The organism is Pseudomonas sivasensis (assembly GCF_013778505.1).
In the GTDB taxonomy this organism is placed as follows: Bacteria; Pseudomonadota; Gammaproteobacteria; order Pseudomonadales; family Pseudomonadaceae; genus Aquipseudomonas; species Aquipseudomonas sivasensis.
Window position 1 is genome coordinate 1 of the sequence record NZ_JAAOWU010000001.1, and the last position, 15,765, is coordinate 15,765.

General features: G+C 60.8%; 15 protein-coding genes. 4 read left to right on the plus strand and 11 right to left on the minus strand.

Features of this window, described 5'->3' with window-relative positions; genetic code table 11:
• The first annotated feature begins 82 nt into the window (after window positions 1-82).
• Together G9Q84_RS00005 and G9Q84_RS00010 are read left to right on the plus strand one after the other, a co-directional pair.
• The gene (locus G9Q84_RS00005; protein ID WP_099601307.1) at window positions 83-1,333 is read left to right on the plus strand and encodes an OprD family porin; all 1,251 of its coding nucleotides are present in this window, start codon (window positions 83-85) and stop codon (window positions 1,331-1,333) included.
• Between the two features lie 84 nt (window positions 1,334-1,417).
• Window positions 1,418-2,317 carry a polysaccharide deacetylase family protein gene (locus tag G9Q84_RS00010; protein WP_095184041.1) on the plus strand — a complete coding sequence of 300 codons (900 nt, stop codon included), beginning with the start codon at window positions 1,418-1,420 and terminating at the stop codon, window positions 2,315-2,317.
• A 133-nt stretch (window positions 2,318-2,450) separates the two neighbouring features.
• On the opposite strand, the gene pcaC is transcribed toward G9Q84_RS00010, so the two are convergent.
• The 11 genes from pcaC to pcaR form a co-directional block, all read right to left on the minus strand.
• Window positions 2,451-2,849, minus strand: coding sequence for a 4-carboxymuconolactone decarboxylase (gene pcaC, locus G9Q84_RS00015; RefSeq protein ID WP_032891541.1), 399 nt, complete (start codon window positions 2,847-2,849; stop codon window positions 2,451-2,453).
• A 10-nt stretch (window positions 2,850-2,859) separates the two neighbouring features.
• The gene (pcaD, locus tag G9Q84_RS00020; protein ID WP_122764891.1) at window positions 2,860-3,651 is read right to left on the minus strand and encodes a 3-oxoadipate enol-lactonase; all 792 of its coding nucleotides are present in this window, start codon (window positions 3,649-3,651) and stop codon (window positions 2,860-2,862) included.
• A gap of 10 nt (window positions 3,652-3,661) precedes the next feature.
• Complete coding sequence (locus G9Q84_RS00025; RefSeq protein ID WP_122680237.1) at window positions 3,662-5,026, minus strand: 3-carboxy-cis,cis-muconate cycloisomerase; 1,365 nt, start codon at window positions 5,024-5,026, stop codon at window positions 3,662-3,664.
• 10 nt (window positions 5,027-5,036) lie between these two features.
• Window positions 5,037-6,332, minus strand: a complete 1,296-nt coding sequence (locus G9Q84_RS00030) for an MFS family transporter (protein ID WP_032891544.1) — start codon at window positions 6,330-6,332, stop codon at window positions 5,037-5,039.
• Between the two features lie 189 nt (window positions 6,333-6,521).
• Window positions 6,522-7,088 (minus strand): protocatechuate 3,4-dioxygenase subunit alpha, encoded by a 567-nt coding sequence (gene pcaG, locus G9Q84_RS00035; protein WP_095184039.1) that lies wholly within the window; start codon window positions 7,086-7,088, stop codon window positions 6,522-6,524.
• A 1-nt stretch (window position 7,089) separates the two neighbouring features.
• A complete protein-coding gene (pcaH, locus tag G9Q84_RS00040) occupies window positions 7,090-7,794 on the minus strand; it encodes a protocatechuate 3,4-dioxygenase subunit beta (protein WP_181642712.1) in 705 nt (234 codons plus the stop codon).
• A 17-nt stretch (window positions 7,795-7,811) separates the two neighbouring features.
• On the minus strand, window positions 7,812-9,014 hold the full coding sequence (pcaF, locus tag G9Q84_RS00045) for a 3-oxoadipyl-CoA thiolase (RefSeq protein WP_177326468.1): 1,203 nt from the start codon (window positions 9,012-9,014) through the stop codon (window positions 7,812-7,814).
• On the minus strand, window positions 9,011-9,790 hold the full coding sequence (locus G9Q84_RS00050; RefSeq protein WP_032891547.1) for a CoA-transferase subunit beta: 780 nt from the start codon (window positions 9,788-9,790) through the stop codon (window positions 9,011-9,013). The genes pcaF and G9Q84_RS00050 overlap by 4 nt, the downstream gene beginning before the upstream one ends.
• Window positions 9,790-10,647: a CoA transferase subunit A gene (locus tag G9Q84_RS00055; protein ID WP_032891550.1), complete on the minus strand. Its 858-nt coding sequence runs from the start codon at window positions 10,645-10,647 to the stop codon at window positions 9,790-9,792. The genes G9Q84_RS00050 and G9Q84_RS00055 overlap by 1 nt, the downstream gene beginning before the upstream one ends.
• A gap of 191 nt (window positions 10,648-10,838) precedes the next feature.
• Window positions 10,839-12,179: a 4-hydroxybenzoate transporter PcaK gene (pcaK, locus tag G9Q84_RS00060; protein WP_099601301.1), complete on the minus strand. Its 1,341-nt coding sequence runs from the start codon at window positions 12,177-12,179 to the stop codon at window positions 10,839-10,841.
• A gap of 145 nt (window positions 12,180-12,324) precedes the next feature.
• A complete protein-coding gene (gene pcaR / locus G9Q84_RS00065; protein WP_032891554.1) occupies window positions 12,325-13,167 on the minus strand; it encodes a pca regulon transcriptional regulator PcaR in 843 nt (280 codons plus the stop codon).
• A gap of 569 nt (window positions 13,168-13,736) precedes the next feature.
• On the opposite strand from pcaR, the gene G9Q84_RS00070 reads away from it, so the two are divergent.
• Window positions 13,737-13,937 carry a hypothetical protein gene (locus G9Q84_RS00070; RefSeq protein ID WP_003172389.1) on the plus strand — a complete coding sequence of 67 codons (201 nt, stop codon included), beginning with the start codon at window positions 13,737-13,739 and terminating at the stop codon, window positions 13,935-13,937.
• A gap of 312 nt (window positions 13,938-14,249) precedes the next feature.
• A complete protein-coding gene (locus G9Q84_RS00075) occupies window positions 14,250-15,725 on the plus strand; it encodes an inorganic phosphate transporter (RefSeq protein WP_032891556.1) in 1,476 nt (491 codons plus the stop codon).
• Window positions 15,726-15,765: the final 40 nt, after the last annotated feature.

The following is a 15,765-nucleotide window of genomic DNA, read 5'->3' on the forward strand; positions in this document are numbered from 1 at the left end:
CCTCCACCGATTGAACCCCTCCCGCACCGCCCCGCACCATGGCCGCCACCTGCACAACCCCAATAACAACAGGTCCAACGCCATGAGCACGCTCCGTCCTCGCCAGCTTTTGCTGGCCACCGCTGTCGCCAGCCTTGCCCTTCCCGTCGTCGCCGAAGAACACGGTTTCCTGGAAGACGCCAGCGCCAACCTCAACCTGCGTAATTTCTTTATCAACCGCAATTTCACCAACCCAACCAAAACCCAGGGTGGCGCGCAGGAGTGGACGCAGAGTTTCATCCTCGACGCCAAGTCCGGCTTCACCCAAGGCACGGTGGGGTTCGGTGTGGATGTGCTGGGGCTGTACTCGTTGAAGCTTGATGGCGGGCGCGGTACTGGCGGCACGCAGTTGCTGCCGCTGGATCATGACGGCCGGCCGGCGGATGAATTCGGGCGTCTCGGCGTTGCGTTCAAAGCGCGTATTTCGAAGACAGAAGTAAAGGTCGGCGAATGGATGCCTGTGCTGCCGATCCTGCGTTCGGATGACGGCCGTTCCCTGCCGCAAACCCTGCGCGGCGGGCAGATAACGTCCAAGGAAATCGACGGCCTGACACTGTACGGCGGCCAGTTCCGCGCCAACAGCCCGCGAGACGACAGCAGCATGTCGGACATGTCGATGGTCGGCAAAACCGCTTTCACTTCGGACCGCTTCAACTTCCAGGGCGGCGAATACGCGTTCAACGACAAACGCACCCAGGTCGGCCTCTGGAATGCCCAGCTCAAGGACATCTATAGCCAACAATACGTCAACCTGACCCACAGCCAGCCACTCGGTGACTGGACCCTGGGCGCCAACCTTGGGTTCTTCTACGGCAAGGATGACGGCAGCGCCCGCGCAGGCGACTTGGACAACAAGACCTGGTCCGGCCTGTTCTCCGCCAAGTACGGCGGCAACACGTTCTATGTCGGCCTGCAAAAACTTACCGGCAACAACGCCTGGATGCGCGTCAACGGCACCAGCGGCGGCACCTTGGCCAACGATAGCTACAACTCCAGCTACGACAACGCTCAGGAAAAATCCTGGCAACTGCGCCACGACTACAACTTCGCCGCCGTCGGTGTGCCGGGGCTGACGCTGATGAACCGCTATATCAGCGGCAGCAACGTACACACAGGCACCATCACTGACGGTAAGGAATGGGGTCGCGAAAGTGAATTGGGCTACACCGTGCAAAGTGGCAGCCTGAAAAACCTGACGATGCGCTGGCGCAATTCGAGCATGCGCCGCGACTACAGCAACAACGAGTTTGACGAAAACCGGTTGATCGTCAGTTACCCGATAAGTCTGCTGTAATCCGGCGCGGCACTTACTGTATCGTGCGCGCCTGCCGCTGCTGATCCGCCCAGCAGCGGCCTCTTTTTCGAGCCCGCGCACACCATGAAATCCTTCGCCATCGCATCCGCCGTGCTGGCCCTGGCCGTGAGCCTCAGTGGCTGCATCGGCGCGCCTATCGCCCTGACGCCCCAGACCGAACAGCGCCTGCAAGCACAGGCGCCGATCCGTTTTCTGCTGACCTTCGATGACGGCCCCAGCGCCTCGGGTTACAACAACCCGAGCCGTTCGGTGGTGGCCGACCTGGCGCACAACCCGGTGTTGCCGGGAATCAAGGCCGTGTTTTTTTTACAGACCGAAGCGGCCCGTTCCGGCGGCAGTTCACGGGGTCGCAAGACCATGGAGCGTGAGTACGCGGGCGGTCATATTCTGGCGTTTCACACGGCCACCGCGTTCCATACCAACCACCGCTGGCTGAACAACGCCGAACTGGATAGCACCCTGGCCCAGGGTTCTGCCGATATCGCCTCGATCACCGGCGCACCACCGGTATTGGTCCGTCCGCCGTTCTGGAACTACGACCGCCGCACCTTCGCCGCCTACCAGCGCCATGGCATGCACGTTCTGCTGACCGACTTGAGCGCCAATGACGGCAAGATCTGGGGTTTCAACGGCAGCCCACGCCGCCGCGCCAACCTGTATCGACAACTGTCGGTCGTGCGCGAACGCATCGCGCTGGGGGAGTTGCCGACAGTGGACGGCGTGATACCGGTGGTGGTGACCTTCCACGACATCAACCGCTACACCGCGCGGCATATGCAGGAATACCTGCAGATCCTGCTGGACAGTGCCCAGGTCACCGGCATGAAGACCGCCGCCGAGCCGTTCTACACCGACCGTGGCGCACTCGAACGGGCAGCGCTGTCACGCACCGTGAAGGCTGTCAGTGAGGAAGTGCATTTACCGGGCGTGTGGAATTGGGTGTGGGACGCCGACTCCCACTGACCTTAAGCCGTGTGAAGAGCAAAAATGTGGGAGGGGGCTTGCTCCCGATGCCGGTGGATCAGTCAGAGTTATTGAGACTGCACCACCGCTATCGGGAGCAAGCCCCCTCCCACATTTCGACCGCGTTTCAAATCTACTCTGGTTGCCGGGACTCAACACCTAATTCATCCCACACTGACTCTGCCAGGTGAAAGGTGGCATTCGCCGCCGGGATACCGCAGTAGATCGCGCTCTGCATCAGCACTTCCTTGATCTCGGCACGGGTCACGCCATTGCTGGCAGCCGCGCGCAGATGCAACTTGAGCTCTTCGGCGCGGTTCATGCCGATCAGCATCGCAATCGTGATCAGGCTACGAGTGTGCCGAGGCAGGCCAGGACGGGTCCAGATATCACCCCAGGCGTGGCGGGTGATCATTTCCTGAAACTCGCTGTTGAACTCGGTCAGGGCATTGAGGCTGCGGTCGACATGGGCATCGCCCAGCACTTCGCGGCGTACTTGCAGGCCCTCGGCATAACGTTGTTTCTCTTCCACAAACAGCTCCTCAACGGGCCAGCAAAAATTCAATCACGCGGTCGCTGAATGCAGCGCCGGCCTGAACGTTGGACAGGTGCGCCGCGTAGAACTCAGCGTACTCGGCCCCCTGCACATGATTCTGGATAAAGTGGCTACCGGCCGGCGGTGTGACGGCATCTTCGGTGCCCGCAATCACCAGCGTCGGCACTTTGATCGAGCGCAGTTGCTCACGGAAATCCGCATCACGCACGGCGCCGCAGCTGGCCGCGTAACCTTGGGGTGACGTGGACGCGAGCATGTCAGTGATCTGCTGGGCCTGATGGGGGTTCGCCGCTGCAAAGTCGGCGGTAAACCAGCGTGCAATGGAGGCATCGCGCAAAGCGACCATCGCCGCCGCGCCATCGCGCAACACCATCTCGATGCGCGGGTTCCAGATCTCCAGCGTGCCGATCTTGGCGGCGGTGTTGCACAGCACAAGGCGGTTCAGGCGGCCACCGGCGTGGATGCCGAGCCATTGGCCGATCAAGCCACCCATGGACAGCCCGCAAAAATGCGCACGTTGAATATCCAGTGCGTCCAACAGCGCCAGCACATCACGGCCGAGTTGCTCGATGCTGTAGGGCCCTTCGGTAACCAGGGATTTGCCGTGGCCACGGGTATCGAAACGCAACACGCGAAAATGCTCGGTGAAGGCCTGGATCTGGATGTCCCACATATGCAGGTCGGTGCCCAATGAGTTGGACAGCACCAGTACCGGCGCGTCCACCGGCCCATCCAGTTGGTAATGCAGGTCGCCCTCGGCGAGTTGTACAAATGGCATGGGGGCCTCCTCAGGCAGTCAGTTCAAAATGTTCGGTGACAGCACGCGTGACCCAGGTATGGGCCTGGCCCAGATAGTGGGCAGGGTCGAGCAGTCGATCCAGTTCGGCCGCAGATAACTCAGCGGTGATCTGCGGTTCGTCCGCCAATACCGCGCGCAGATGGCGCCCCTCGGCGACCGCACGCTTGCAGCACTGCTCCAGCAGATGGTGCGCGGTTTCGCGGCCAAGGCGTTGGGCAAGCACAATGCTGACGGCTTCGGCCAGTACCAGGCCTTGGGTCAGGTCGAGGTTCTGCTTCATGCGCTCGGGGTCGACTTCCAACCCTTCGCTCACCAGTAGCGCCTGTTGCAAGGCACCGGACACCAACCGGCAAATCTCCGGCAAGGTTTCCCATTCCGCATGCCACAGTCCCAGGCTGCGCTCGTGCTCCTGGGGCATGGCGCTGAACATCGTCGAGACCAACCCAGGCACGCGCGTAGCCGCACTGATCAGCACCGCAGCGCCTACCGGGTTGCGTTTATGGGGCATGGTGGACGAGCCGCCCTTGCCAGGCGCCGACGGTTCGAACACTTCCGCCGCTTCAGTCTGCATCAACAGGCTGATGTCCCGGCCCAGCTTGCCGAGACTGCCCGCGATCAAACCCAGCACGCTGGCGAACTCCACCAGACGATCTCGCTGAGTGTGCCAGGGCTGTTCGGGCAGGCTCAGTTGTAACTGGGCCGCCAAGGCCTCGGCCACGGGCATCGCCTGTTCACCCAACGCCGCGAGGGTTCCGGAGGCGCCACCAAATTGCAGCACCAGCAAGCGCGGTTTCAACTCCGCCAAGCGCTGGCGGCTACGCGTCACGGCGCCCAGCCAACCGGCGATTTTCATCCCCAGCGTGACCGGCGTGGCGTGCTGCAACCAAGTGCGCCCGGCCAACGGCGTCACCGCGTAACGCTGGGCTTGGGCGGCAAGCACATCGCCCAAGCGGGCCAGGTCGGTTTCGATCAACAGCAGTGCACGCCGCAGTTGCAGCACTAGGCCGGTGTCCATCACGTCCTGGCTCGTCGCCCCCAGATGCACGTAGCGCTCGGCACCGGCATCTTCACTGGCTATCAACTTGCCCAAGGCCTTCACCAATGGAATCGCCGAGTTCCCGGCCGAGGCAATCGCCACACCGAGGGCGTCCATGTCATACAGTGACGCCAGGCACGCCTGGGCAATTGGTGCGACGGCCGACGGCGGGATCAACCCGACCTGAGCTTGCGCCCGGGCCAGGCCGGCTTCGAAATCCAGCATGCCCTGCAAGCGCCCCTCGTCGCAGAACACCTCGGCCATGCTGTCAGCGGTGAAGTAGGCGTCGAACAGTTGGTTGCTCGTGCGCAGTGTCATAACGCGTCCCTTACAAATCGTGGTGCAAGTACTCCGCCTGTTTCGGCAGACGCAAGCTGAACAGGAAGGCCACGGCCATCATGCCGGTGACGTACCAATAAAAAGTGTTTTCCATGCCCATGGATTTGAGTCCCAAGGCCACGTATTCCGCCGAGCCACCGAAGATCGCGTTAGCCACTGCGTAAGCCAGGCCCACACCCAGGGCTCGTACGTGCGGCGGGAACATTTCCGCTTTCACCAGGCCGCTGATCGAGGTGTAGAAACTCACGATAGCCAACGCCAGGGAAATCAGTACAAAGGCCAGGAACGGGCTTGTCACGGTTTTCAGGGTCAGCAGGATCGGCACCGTGCAGAGGGTACCGAGGGCGCCGAACCAGAGCATCGAGTTACGTCGGCCGATCTTGTCCGAGAGCATGCCGAACAGCGGCTGCATGCACATGTACACAAACAGCGCGCCGGTCATGATGTAGCTGGCGGTCTTGGCGTGCATCCCGGCGGTGTTCACTAGGTACTTCTGCATGTAGGTGGTGAAGGTGTAGAAAATCAGCGAGCCGCCCGCGGTGTAGCCGAGCACGGTGATGAAGGCCGCTTTGTGATTGCGAAACAGCGCGGCGACGCTGCCGGCGTCCTTGTCCTGGCGGGTTTCCTTGCTGGTGGTTTCCTTGAGGGTGCGCCGCAGCAACAGGGAGATCACCGCCGCAATCGCACCGATCACGAACGGAATCCGCCAGCCCCAGGCGCGCAGTTCTTCTTCAGTGAGGATCTGTTGCAGGATCACCACCACCAACACCGCCAGCAGTTGCCCGCCGATCAGGGTGACGTACTGGAACGAGGCAAAGAAGCCGCGCTGGCCTTTGAGTGCGACTTCACTCATGTAGGTCGCGGTGGTGCCGTACTCGCCACCCACCGACAAGCCCTGGAACAACCGCGCCACCAGCAGCAATGCCGGGGCCCAGGCGCCGATGTCTTTGTAAGTAGGCAGGAAGGCGATGACCAACGAACCGGCGCACATCATCAGCACCGAAATCATCATCGAATTTTTGCGCCCGTGCTTGTCAGCGACCCGGCCGAACAGCCAGCCGCCGATGGGGCGCATCAGGAACCCGGCGGCGAATACACCGGCGGTGTTGAGCAGTTGCACCGTGGGATCGTCCGACGGGAAAAATGCGGGGGCGAAGTAGATAGCGCAGAAGGCGTAGACGTAGAAGTCGAACCATTCGACCAGGTTGCCGGAGGAGGCACCGACAATCGCAAAGATCCGTTTGCTGCGCTCTTCTCCGGTGTAGTGACTGGTGGCTGTTGTCATGATTTTTTCACTCAGTGGGAACGGTTATAGCCTAGACATACTTTGCAACAACCATGTTCCGCAAGCAGACATTTGGATAGGGATCTCCTGAACCGGCCTCATCGGGGGCAAGCCCCCTCCCACATTTTGAGCGCGCCGCCTATCAAATGTGGGAAGGGGCTCGCCCCCGATGGGTCCCTGACAAGGGACTCAGTAGTCGAAGAACACCGTCTCCTTATCTGTCCCCTGCAAAATCACATTCCACTGATACACACCGTCAGCATCCTGCTTGGCAATCAAGGTGCCACGACGTTCGGCAGGCACGCATGCCAGCAACGCGTCATCCCCATTCAACGCCTCACCGTCAAAATAAATCCGCGTGAGCAAGTGCTTCACCAAGCCACGGGCAAACACCAGCACCACTAAGTGCGGCGCCTGGGTCGTGCCTTTCAGGCCCGGCACGCTGCCCGGCTTGATGGTGGTAAAGCGAAAACGTCCTTCGGCGTCCACCGGCACCCGACCGAAACCCTCGAAGTTGGGATCGACGGCCTTGTCCTGGTCATCTTCCGGGTGGTCGTATTTGCCGGCGGCGTTGGCCTGCCAGACTTCGAGCATGGCGTCGTTGACCACATCACCGTTGCCATCCACCACTTGCCCGCTGATCGCCACGCGCTCACCAAGGGTGGCGGCGACGGTCAGGTCTTCGCGGTTCAGCCAGGTCAGGCCAATGTGGTAGTACGGCCCGACGGTGTGGGACGTGGTTGCGTAAAGGCTCATCTCATTTCTCCATCGGCGTGGCGTCGCGGCCGCGCAGGACGATGTCCCAGCGGTAGCCGAGGGCATAGGAAGGAATGGTTTTTTCCAGGTCGAAACTGGCGATCAGGCGCTGCTTGGCCGAAGTGTCCGGCACACAGTTGTATATCGGGTCGTATTCCAGCAGCGGGTCGCCAGGGAAATACATCTGCGTGACCAAGCGCGTCAGCACGCTGGGGCCGAACAGCGAAAAGTGGATATGCGCCGGGCGCCACGCGTTGTGGTGATTGCCCCATGGGTAAGCGCCGGGCTTGATGGTCTGGAACTGATACCAGCCATCCGCGTCGGTGACGGTACGGCCGGTGCCGGTGAAGTTCGGGTCCAGCGGCGCGTCGTGCAGGTCACGCTTGTGGTTGTAGCGGCCGGCGGCGTTGGCCTGCCAGATCTCCACCAGAATGCCTGGCACCGGCAAACCGTTTTCGTCCAGTACACGCCCATGGATGATGATGCGTTCGCCCTGGGGCTCGCCTTCATGCTGGGCGGTGAGGTCGTTGTCTTTCTCGTTGATCCGCTCGGCGCCGATGGTCGGGCCGGTGATTTCCGACAAGGAATGGGGCAGGAACACCAACGGCTGTGACGGCGAACGCAAGTTCGTCGACTGGTAGGCCGAGTGCAGGTAATCAGGTTGGGTGCCCGCTTGCGGGCGCCGGTAACCGGGCTTGTCACTCATGGAGCAATCCTCTCTTATTAGATGCGTTCAATCGCCAGGGCCAACCCTTGGCCGACGCCGACACACATGGTCGCCAGGCCTTTACGGCCACCGGTTTTTTCCAACTGATGCAGGGCTGTCAGTACCAACCGCGCACCGCTCATGCCCAACGGATGACCGAGGGCGATGGCGCCGCCGTTCGGATTGACCTGGGGCGCGTCGTCGGCAATACCCAATTCGCGCAGTACCGCCAGGCCTTGGCTGGCGAAAGCTTCGTTGAGTTCGATCACGTCAAAGTCGGTGACCGCCAACCCCAGGCGTTCCACCAGTTTGCGCACCGCTGGCACCGGACCGATGCCCATCACACGCGGGGCGACACCGGCGCTGGCCATGCCCAACACGCGGGCACGCGCCGTCAGGCCGTGTTTCTTGACCGCTTCGGCGGACGCCAGAATCAGCGCCGCCGCACCATCGTTCACACCTGAAGCATTACCGGCGGTGACGGTCTTGTCAGGGCCGTTGACCGGCTTGAGTTTGGTCAGGGCTTCCAGGGTGGTGTCTCGTGGATGCTCATCGTGCTCGACCACGGTTTCGCCTTTTTTATGGGCAACCCTTACCGGCACGATTTCTTCGGCAAAAAAGCCCGCAGCCTGAGCGGCCGCCGTGCGTTGCTGGCTGCGCAGGGCGAAGGCGTCCTGATCAGCACGTGAAACCTGGTAGTCATCGGCGACGTTATCGGCGGTCTGCGGCATCGCGTCCACGCCGTACTGGGCTTTCATCAAGGGGTTGATAAAGCGCCAGCCGATGGTGGTGTCTTCCAGCTTCATGTTGCGCGAAAACGCCGCGTCAGCCTTGCCCATCACGAACGGCGCACGGGACATCGACTCAACGCCCCCTGCAATCGTCAGCTCCATTTCGCCGCTGGCGATGGCGCGAAAGGCGGTGCCAATGGCGTCCATGCCCGAGGCGCACAAACGGTTAAGGGTCACGCCCGGAATGCTTTCCGGCAGACCCGCCAGCAACAGCGCCATGCGGGCGACGTTGCGGTTGTCTTCACCGGCCTGGTTGGCGCAGCCGAGGAACACCTCATCCACCGCGCTCCAGTCCACCGACGGATTGCGCTCCATCAGCGCCTTGATCGGCAATGCCGCCAGGTCATCGGCGCGTACGGTGGACAGGCCACCGCCAAAGCGGCCGATGGGGGTGCGAATGGCGTCACAGATAAATACGTCGCGCATCAGGCTTCTCCCGGTGCTTGGCCGTGGGCGGCAGCGGTGCGGGCTTCGAGGTCACGCAGGGCGGTCAACTCGACCTCGGTCGGCTCGGCGGTGGTGCTGACTTGGTCGGCAAAGCGAATCGCCCAACCGGTAGCGGCCACCACTTGCTCGCGGGTCACGCCAGGGTGCAGCGCGGTGACCACGAATTCATGGGTGCCCTCTTCCGGCTCCATGATGCACAGGTCGGTAATGATTCCGACAGGACCGGCACCCGGCAGGCCCAGGCGTTTACGTGAATCGCCGCCCTCGCCGTGGCCGACTGAGGTAATGAAGTCCAGCTTGTCCACAAACGAACGGGACGACTGCTTGAGGATAATCAGCACGCTTTTGGCGGAGCCGGCGATTTCCGGCGCGCCACCGGCACCCGGCAGGCGTACTTTGGGCTGGTGATAGTCACCGACCACAGTGGTGTTGATGTTGCCGAAACGGTCGACTTGGGCTGCACCGAGAAAGCCCACGTCGATACGTCCGCCTTGCAGCCAGTAGCGAAAAATCTCACCGGTTGGCACCACGGTGTCAGCGGTTTCCGCCAGTTCGCCATCACCAATGGACAGCGGCAGTACTGAGGGCTTGGCGCCAATCGGGCCGGACTCGTAGATCAACACCACATCGGGCGATGAGGTCAGGCGCGCCAGGTTGGCCGCTTTGGATGGCAGGCCGATGCCGACAAAGCACACCGAGCCGTTCTTGAGGCGGCGCGCGGCGGCGACGGTCATCATTTCATTGGTCGAGTAAGCCATTACTTGGCCTCCTGCGCGGTGGCCAACTTGGCCTGGTATTCACTGAAATCGGCAGTGCCGTGGATGTATTCGTCGATCCAGGCGGTAAACGTCCCACGGTCGCGGGCAATCGGATCCCACGCCTGGTAGAAGCGGTTGTCGCGCTCGTTGTAACCGTGGGCGTAGGACGGATGCGCGCCGCCGGGTACGTGGCACACAGCAGTCAGGGCCCAGGTGGGCAACACGCAGCTGTTCATCGGTGCATTCAGGTCGTCGACAATTTCTTCAACGGTGACGATGCAACGCTTGGCCGCCAACGCCGCTTCTTTCTGCACACCGAGAATCCCCCAGAGCAGCACATTGCCCTTGCGGTCGGCCTTTTGCGCGTGGATCACCGTGATGTCCGGACGCACCGACGGCACCGCCGCCAGCACTTCGCCGGTGAACGGGCATGTCACGCTTTTGATCAATGGGTTGACTTTGGGCAGGTCGGAACCGGCGTAGGCACGCAGTACCGCGAACGGCAGGCCAGAGGCGCCGGCGACGTAGGCATTGGCCAGGTCGGCGTGGCTGTGTTCTTCGATTTCCAACGGTTGCGGCCATTGCTTCTCGACCGCGTCACGCAGGCGATGCAGGGAGCCCACGCCCGGGTTGCCGCCCCAGGAGAAAATCAGCTTGCGTGCGCAGCCGGCACCGATCAACTGGTCGTAGATCAGGTCAGGCGTCATACGCACCAGCGTCAGGTCTTTCTTGCCCTGACGAATGATTTCATGGCCTGCGGCGGTAGGGATCAGGTGGGTGAAGCCTTCGAGAGCGACGGTATCGCCGTCGTTCACGAAACGCTTGACCGCATCACGCAGGGTGAGAATTTCAGCCATGGGGTTGGGCTCCCGGTGTTGATCGAAAAAGGCGCTGAGGTGGCGCCGAAGTGCTTGAAGATTAAGCCGGGGAAATGGGCCAAACAATCCGATAATCGACTCAGCGTTCGATTATCGAACATATTGTTGTCTAGCTAATCTTCTGGTGTGAGAGGGGGCTTGCCCTCTCACAGCTTAGAAACCTGCCAAGCTCAGGTGGCATCCGCATGGCTGACCATGCCCTTGATCACCACCGCCGTCGTGGCCACAGCGGCCGGGATCACCAGGGCGGTGAGCACCTGCTCAAAGTTCCAGCCCAGGCCCAGCAAGGTGGCGCCCATCCAGGCGCCGAGGATCGCGCCGAAGCGGCCGATGCCGAGCATCCACGACACGCCGGTGGCGCGGCCTTGGGTCGGATAAAAGCGCGCCGCCAGGGACGGCATCGCCGATTGCGCGCCGTTGACGCACATTCCGGCGATCAGCACCAACGTCGCCAGCACGGTGATATTGCCCAGGCTCTGACCTACCGCGTAGGCAAACACCCCGGCCAGCAGGTAAAAGATGCCGATGACTTTGTGGGGATTGAACCTGTCCATCGCCCAGCCCACGCCGACGGCGCTTAACACCCCACCGAACTGGAACAACGCGCCAATAAACGCGGCCTGCTCCATGCTCGCGCCACTGTCACGCATCAGCGTCGGCAACCAACTGGTGAGCAAGTACACGATCACCAGGCCCATGAAGTAGGTGAGCCACAGCAGCAAGGTCCCGGCGCTATAAGTGCCGGAGAAGATCACCGCGAATACGTTGCGGGCCTTGACGGTTTTTTGTTCGGGCACGCTGAAGGCGGTGGCCTGGGCGACGATGTTGGGCTCGATGGGTGACAAGGTTTTGCGCACCTTATCGGTGCCGCGGTTGCGCACCACCAAGTAACGCGCCGACTCCGGCAGCCAGAGCAGCAGCACCACCACCAGGACCAGCGGCAGGATGCCGCCGATCATCAATAACGCGTGCCAGCCGAACGCAGGGATCAGTTTGGCCGAGATAAACCCGCCACCGGCCATGCCCAGGTTGAAACCACAGAACATGCTGGTCACCAGCAGCGACTTGTGGCGCTCGGGGGTGTACTCGGACAGCAGCGTGGTGGCATTAGGCATGCCTGCACCAAGGCCCAGCCCTGTGAGGAAACGCAGCACGAGCAATTGGTCGACATTGCTGCTGTAGGCCGAAGCCAGGCTGAACGCGCCAAACACCAAAACCGCGCCGACCAGCACGACTTTACGACCGAAACGGTCGGCCAGCGGGCCCGAACCTAACGCGCCGAACACCATGCCGATCAACGCGGCGCTCATCACCGGACCAAGGCTGGCGCGGTCGATGCCCCAGTCCTGGGACAGCGCAGGCGCAATAAAGCCCATGGCGGCGGTGTCGAGGCCATCAAGGAAGACAATCAGGAAACACAGGATAACCACGCGCCACTGATAGCGTGACAGTGGCTGGGTGTTGATGAAGGACTGCACGTCCAGCGTGGTACCGACAGAAGGCTGATTCATTATTTTTATTCCACACCGAGGGCGGGCCAACGACCTGGGGTCGTCATTATTATTGGGGCGCCCTTAAGAGCGCTGCCGCACAGTAATAAGCCGGAGGAAATAGCGTCAATTGATCAAGCCGGGATCTGTGCGGTCACCGAACACCTTAGGCAAACAACTGCGCACTCAGCTCACGGCTGGCGCTGAGCATGCTCGGCAGGAAGCGCTGTTCCAGCTCGCTGCGGCTGACGCGTCCGGCATGGGTACTGACGTTGAGCGCCGCCAATACTTGGCCAGACGCGTCATACACCGGCACGGCGATGGAGCGCAGGCCTTGCTCCAGTTCCTGGTCGACGATGCACCAACCCTGCTGACGCACTTGTTGCAGGCATTCGAACAAAGCTTCGGGGGTGGTGAGGGTGCGGCTGGTCTTGATTTGCAGGTCCGCGTGGTCGAGGTAATCCTGCAGCGAGGCGTCGTCCAGCGCCGCGAGCAGGATGCGGCCCATGGACGTGCAATAGGCCGGCAAACGCCCGCCCACCGACAGGTCCACGGAAATCAGGCGTTGGGTGGTGGCCGAACGGGCGATATAGAGGATGTCGTCGCCTTCGAGGGTCGCCATGTTGCAGGCTTCGTGCAGTTGTTCACTCATGCGGTCCAGATATGGCTGGGCCGACACCGCCAATGGCGTGGACGACAGGTAGGCATGGCCGAGGGTCAGTACTTTGGGCAACAAGGAATAGGTACGCCCATCGGTGGTGGCGTAGCCAAGTTTGATCAGGGTATGCAGGCAACGACGCACAGCGGCGCGGGGAATTTCGGTGCGATGGCTGATTTGGGCAATCGTCAGGTGGCGTTTGCGCTCCTGGAATGCCTGCACCACGGCCAAGCCACGGGCCAGGGAGGTCATGAAATCCGGGTCACCGGTAAACGCCTGGATACGCTTGGCCGGCGAGGCAACGATCGGCGGCGCCACTGAGGCGAAAGAGTTGCGCAATTGATCGTTCATCTCAGGTTCCTTTCTCTTATTGTCAACCGCAGGGATTGGGCAGGTATTACAAGCCGCACCGACCGATCTGCACAAGGCAGGGCCGGCAACATTGGGCGATTATCGGACGATCATGCGATTATCGCAATTTGGGGCGTACCTGAGCGACCGGTCTCGCGATGGCGCCTTGGCAAAGTAAAGTTACGGTGAAAGGCTTGAACCTTTAGTTGCTTGTTGAATTTATGGCGCCAGAATCTCAGCAACTACTCACGTGTGCGTGTAACAAAACGCTCACACAAAGTTGACGCTTTTCAACTTTATGCCGATAGTGTTATTCAAATGCGCCGCTATAATGCACCCTGTGCGGAGGTCAGCCCGGTTTCACTTTCGGGGCCACAGCTCGCCAGGCCAGGCACATGCAGTGCATGGACAGTCGCAACTACCTGCTTTGAATGACAGCCATAACCAACGGTTTCCAGTATCCGTTGTTCAAACTTGAACGCATCAACTGCTCAACTTTGAACAATCCGAGGGCGACATTCAGGCATAACGCTGCAGCGTAATTACACTCAACTCAATTAGGTAACAATGTGACGAAAGATGAACTGCGCGCGGAACTTGAGCGCCAGGAGCAACGTTACAAGGATGTTTACGGCGGGGAAGTCACCACCTACGCCGCCCAGCCTGAACCTGAACGCAAACCATGGCGCAAGCGAGCCAGCCTGCTCGACCAGGCATTTGCCCAGGAAATCCAAAAGATTGAACAGGAACTCAAAGCCGAAGAGCCATAAGCGCTTCGGATTGAGCCTAGGGTTCGGCCCTGACTGCCGGCAGCTAGCCATCGGTCGGGCACCCTGAGTCCCACTCCCACCAGTAAAATTTCATACAAATGTTTCAAGGATGACGATTCGGTGACAAAACCGTGTCTTTTCAGCCCTGCACTTTATAAATCAAAGACTTGCTAAAGCCCCGAAAACCCTGGGATCGCCCGGTTTCGCCCCAGGCGTTTCAATGAAGATTGTTACCGATGAGCAGCTAATGCATCGATTACTGAGGTTTTCTGGCATAATCGCGCCCCCTTACGACCGGGTCAGAAAACCTTCATGATCGATTTATTCAGCGGACTGGATGCTTGGGTTCTAGTGAGCCTGTTGCTCGCCCTCGCCTTTGTCCTCGCCTTCGAGTTCATCAATGGCTTTCATGACACCGCTAACGCGGTGGCCACAGTCATCTATACCAAAGCCATGCCGCCGCATCTGGCCGTGTTCTTCTCCGGGGTGTTCAACTTCCTCGGCGTATTGCTCGGTGGTGTCGGTGTCGCCTACGCCATCGTGCATCTGCTGCCGGTGGAGTTGCTGATCAATGTGAACACCGGCCATGGTTTGGCGATGGTCTTCTCGTTGTTAGCCGCGGCGATCACCTGGAACCTGGGCACCTGGTACTTCGGTATCCCTGCTTCCAGCTCCCACACCTTGATCGGTTCGATCCTCGGTGTCGGCCTGGCCAATGCCCTGATCAACGATATCCCCCTGTCTGACGGTGTGAACTGGCAGAAAGCTGTTGATATCGGCGCATCCCTGGTGTTCTCGCCAATGGCTGGTTTCCTGGTCGCAGCCCTGGTGCTGATCGGTCTGAAATGGTGGCGTCCGCTGTCGAAGATGCACAAGACTCCGGACCAGCGCCGCAAGCTCGACGACAAGAAGCACCCGCCGTTCTGGAACCGCCTGGTCCTGGTGATCTCCGCCATGGCCGTGAGTTTCGTGCACGGCTCCAACGATGGCCAGAAAGGCATCGGCCTGATCATGCTGGTGCTGATCGGTATCGTGCCGGCGCAGTTCGTACTCGATCTGGGCAGTACCACCTATCAGATCGAACGCACTCGCGACGCCACCGTGCATTTGAGCCAGTTCTACCAGCGCAATAACGCCACCCTCGGCGAATTCCTGGCCCTGGGCAAAAGCGTGAAAGACGATCTGCCGGGCAAGTTCCAGTGCAACCCGCAGCAGACCGAACCTACTATCAATGCGCTCGTCAGTACGTTGAAAGGTGTCTCCGACTACCATTCGCTGACTTCGGATCAGCGTATCGAAGTGCGTCGCTACCTGCTCTGCCTGGACGACACTGCGAAGAAAGTCGGCAAGCTGCCGGGCCTGGATGCGCGTGAGAAGTCCGACCTCGACAAACTGCGCAAAGACCTGACCGCCACCACCGAGTACGCGCCGTTCTGGGTGATCCTCGCCGTCGCACTGGCCTTGGGCCTGGGCACCATGGTGGGTTGGAAGCGTGTGGTACTGACCATCGGTGAGAAGATCGGCAAACAGGGCATGACGTATGCCCAGGGCATGTCGGCACAGATCACCACCGCTACCATGATTGGTTTTGCCAATATCTTCGCCCTGCCGGTGTCCACGACCCACGTGCTGTCTTCGGGCGTGGCCGGCACCATGGTCGCGAACAAAAGCGGCCTGCAAGGTGGCACGGTCAAGACCATCCTGATGGCCTGGGTGTTGACGTTGCCTGCGACTGTTGGGCTGTCGGCCGGGTTGTTCTGGTTGGCTTCCAAGGCGTTGGGTAGCTGATAGATTTGGGTTGGAAAAGAAGGCGTTATCCTGATGGGGG

What these genes read in the sequence shown, in the direction of transcription:
- G9Q84_RS00005 (WP_099601307.1), top strand. Translation starts at nt 83, where the DNA reads ATGAGCACGCTCCGTCCTCGCCAGCTTTTGCTGGCCACCGCTGTCGCC.
- G9Q84_RS00010 (WP_095184041.1), top strand. Translation starts at nt 1,418, where the DNA reads ATGAAATCCTTCGCCATCGCATCCGCCGTGCTGGCCCTGGCCGTGAGC.
- pcaD (WP_122764891.1), bottom strand. Translation starts at nt 3,651, where the DNA reads ATGCCATTTGTACAACTCGCCGAGGGCGACCTGCATTACCAACTGGAT.
- G9Q84_RS00025 (WP_122680237.1), bottom strand. Translation starts at nt 5,026, where the DNA reads ATGACACTGCGCACGAGCAACCAACTGTTCGACGCCTACTTCACCGCT.
- G9Q84_RS00030 (WP_032891544.1), bottom strand. Translation starts at nt 6,332, where the DNA reads ATGACAACAGCCACCAGTCACTACACCGGAGAAGAGCGCAGCAAACGG.
- pcaG (WP_095184039.1), bottom strand. Translation starts at nt 7,088, where the DNA reads ATGAGCCTTTACGCAACCACGTCCCACACCGTCGGGCCGTACTACCAC.
- pcaH (WP_181642712.1), bottom strand. Translation starts at nt 7,794, where the DNA reads ATGAGTGACAAGCCCGGTTACCGGCGCCCGCAAGCGGGCACCCAACCT.
- G9Q84_RS00050 (WP_032891547.1), bottom strand. Translation starts at nt 9,790, where the DNA reads ATGGCTTACTCGACCAATGAAATGATGACCGTCGCCGCCGCGCGCCGC.
- G9Q84_RS00055 (WP_032891550.1), bottom strand. Translation starts at nt 10,647, where the DNA reads ATGGCTGAAATTCTCACCCTGCGTGATGCGGTCAAGCGTTTCGTGAAC.
- pcaK (WP_099601301.1), bottom strand. Translation starts at nt 12,179, where the DNA reads ATGAATCAGCCTTCTGTCGGTACCACGCTGGACGTGCAGTCCTTCATC.
- pcaR (WP_032891554.1), bottom strand. Translation starts at nt 13,167, where the DNA reads ATGAACGATCAATTGCGCAACTCTTTCGCCTCAGTGGCGCCGCCGATC.
- G9Q84_RS00075 (WP_032891556.1), top strand. Translation starts at nt 14,250, where the DNA reads ATGATCGATTTATTCAGCGGACTGGATGCTTGGGTTCTAGTGAGCCTG.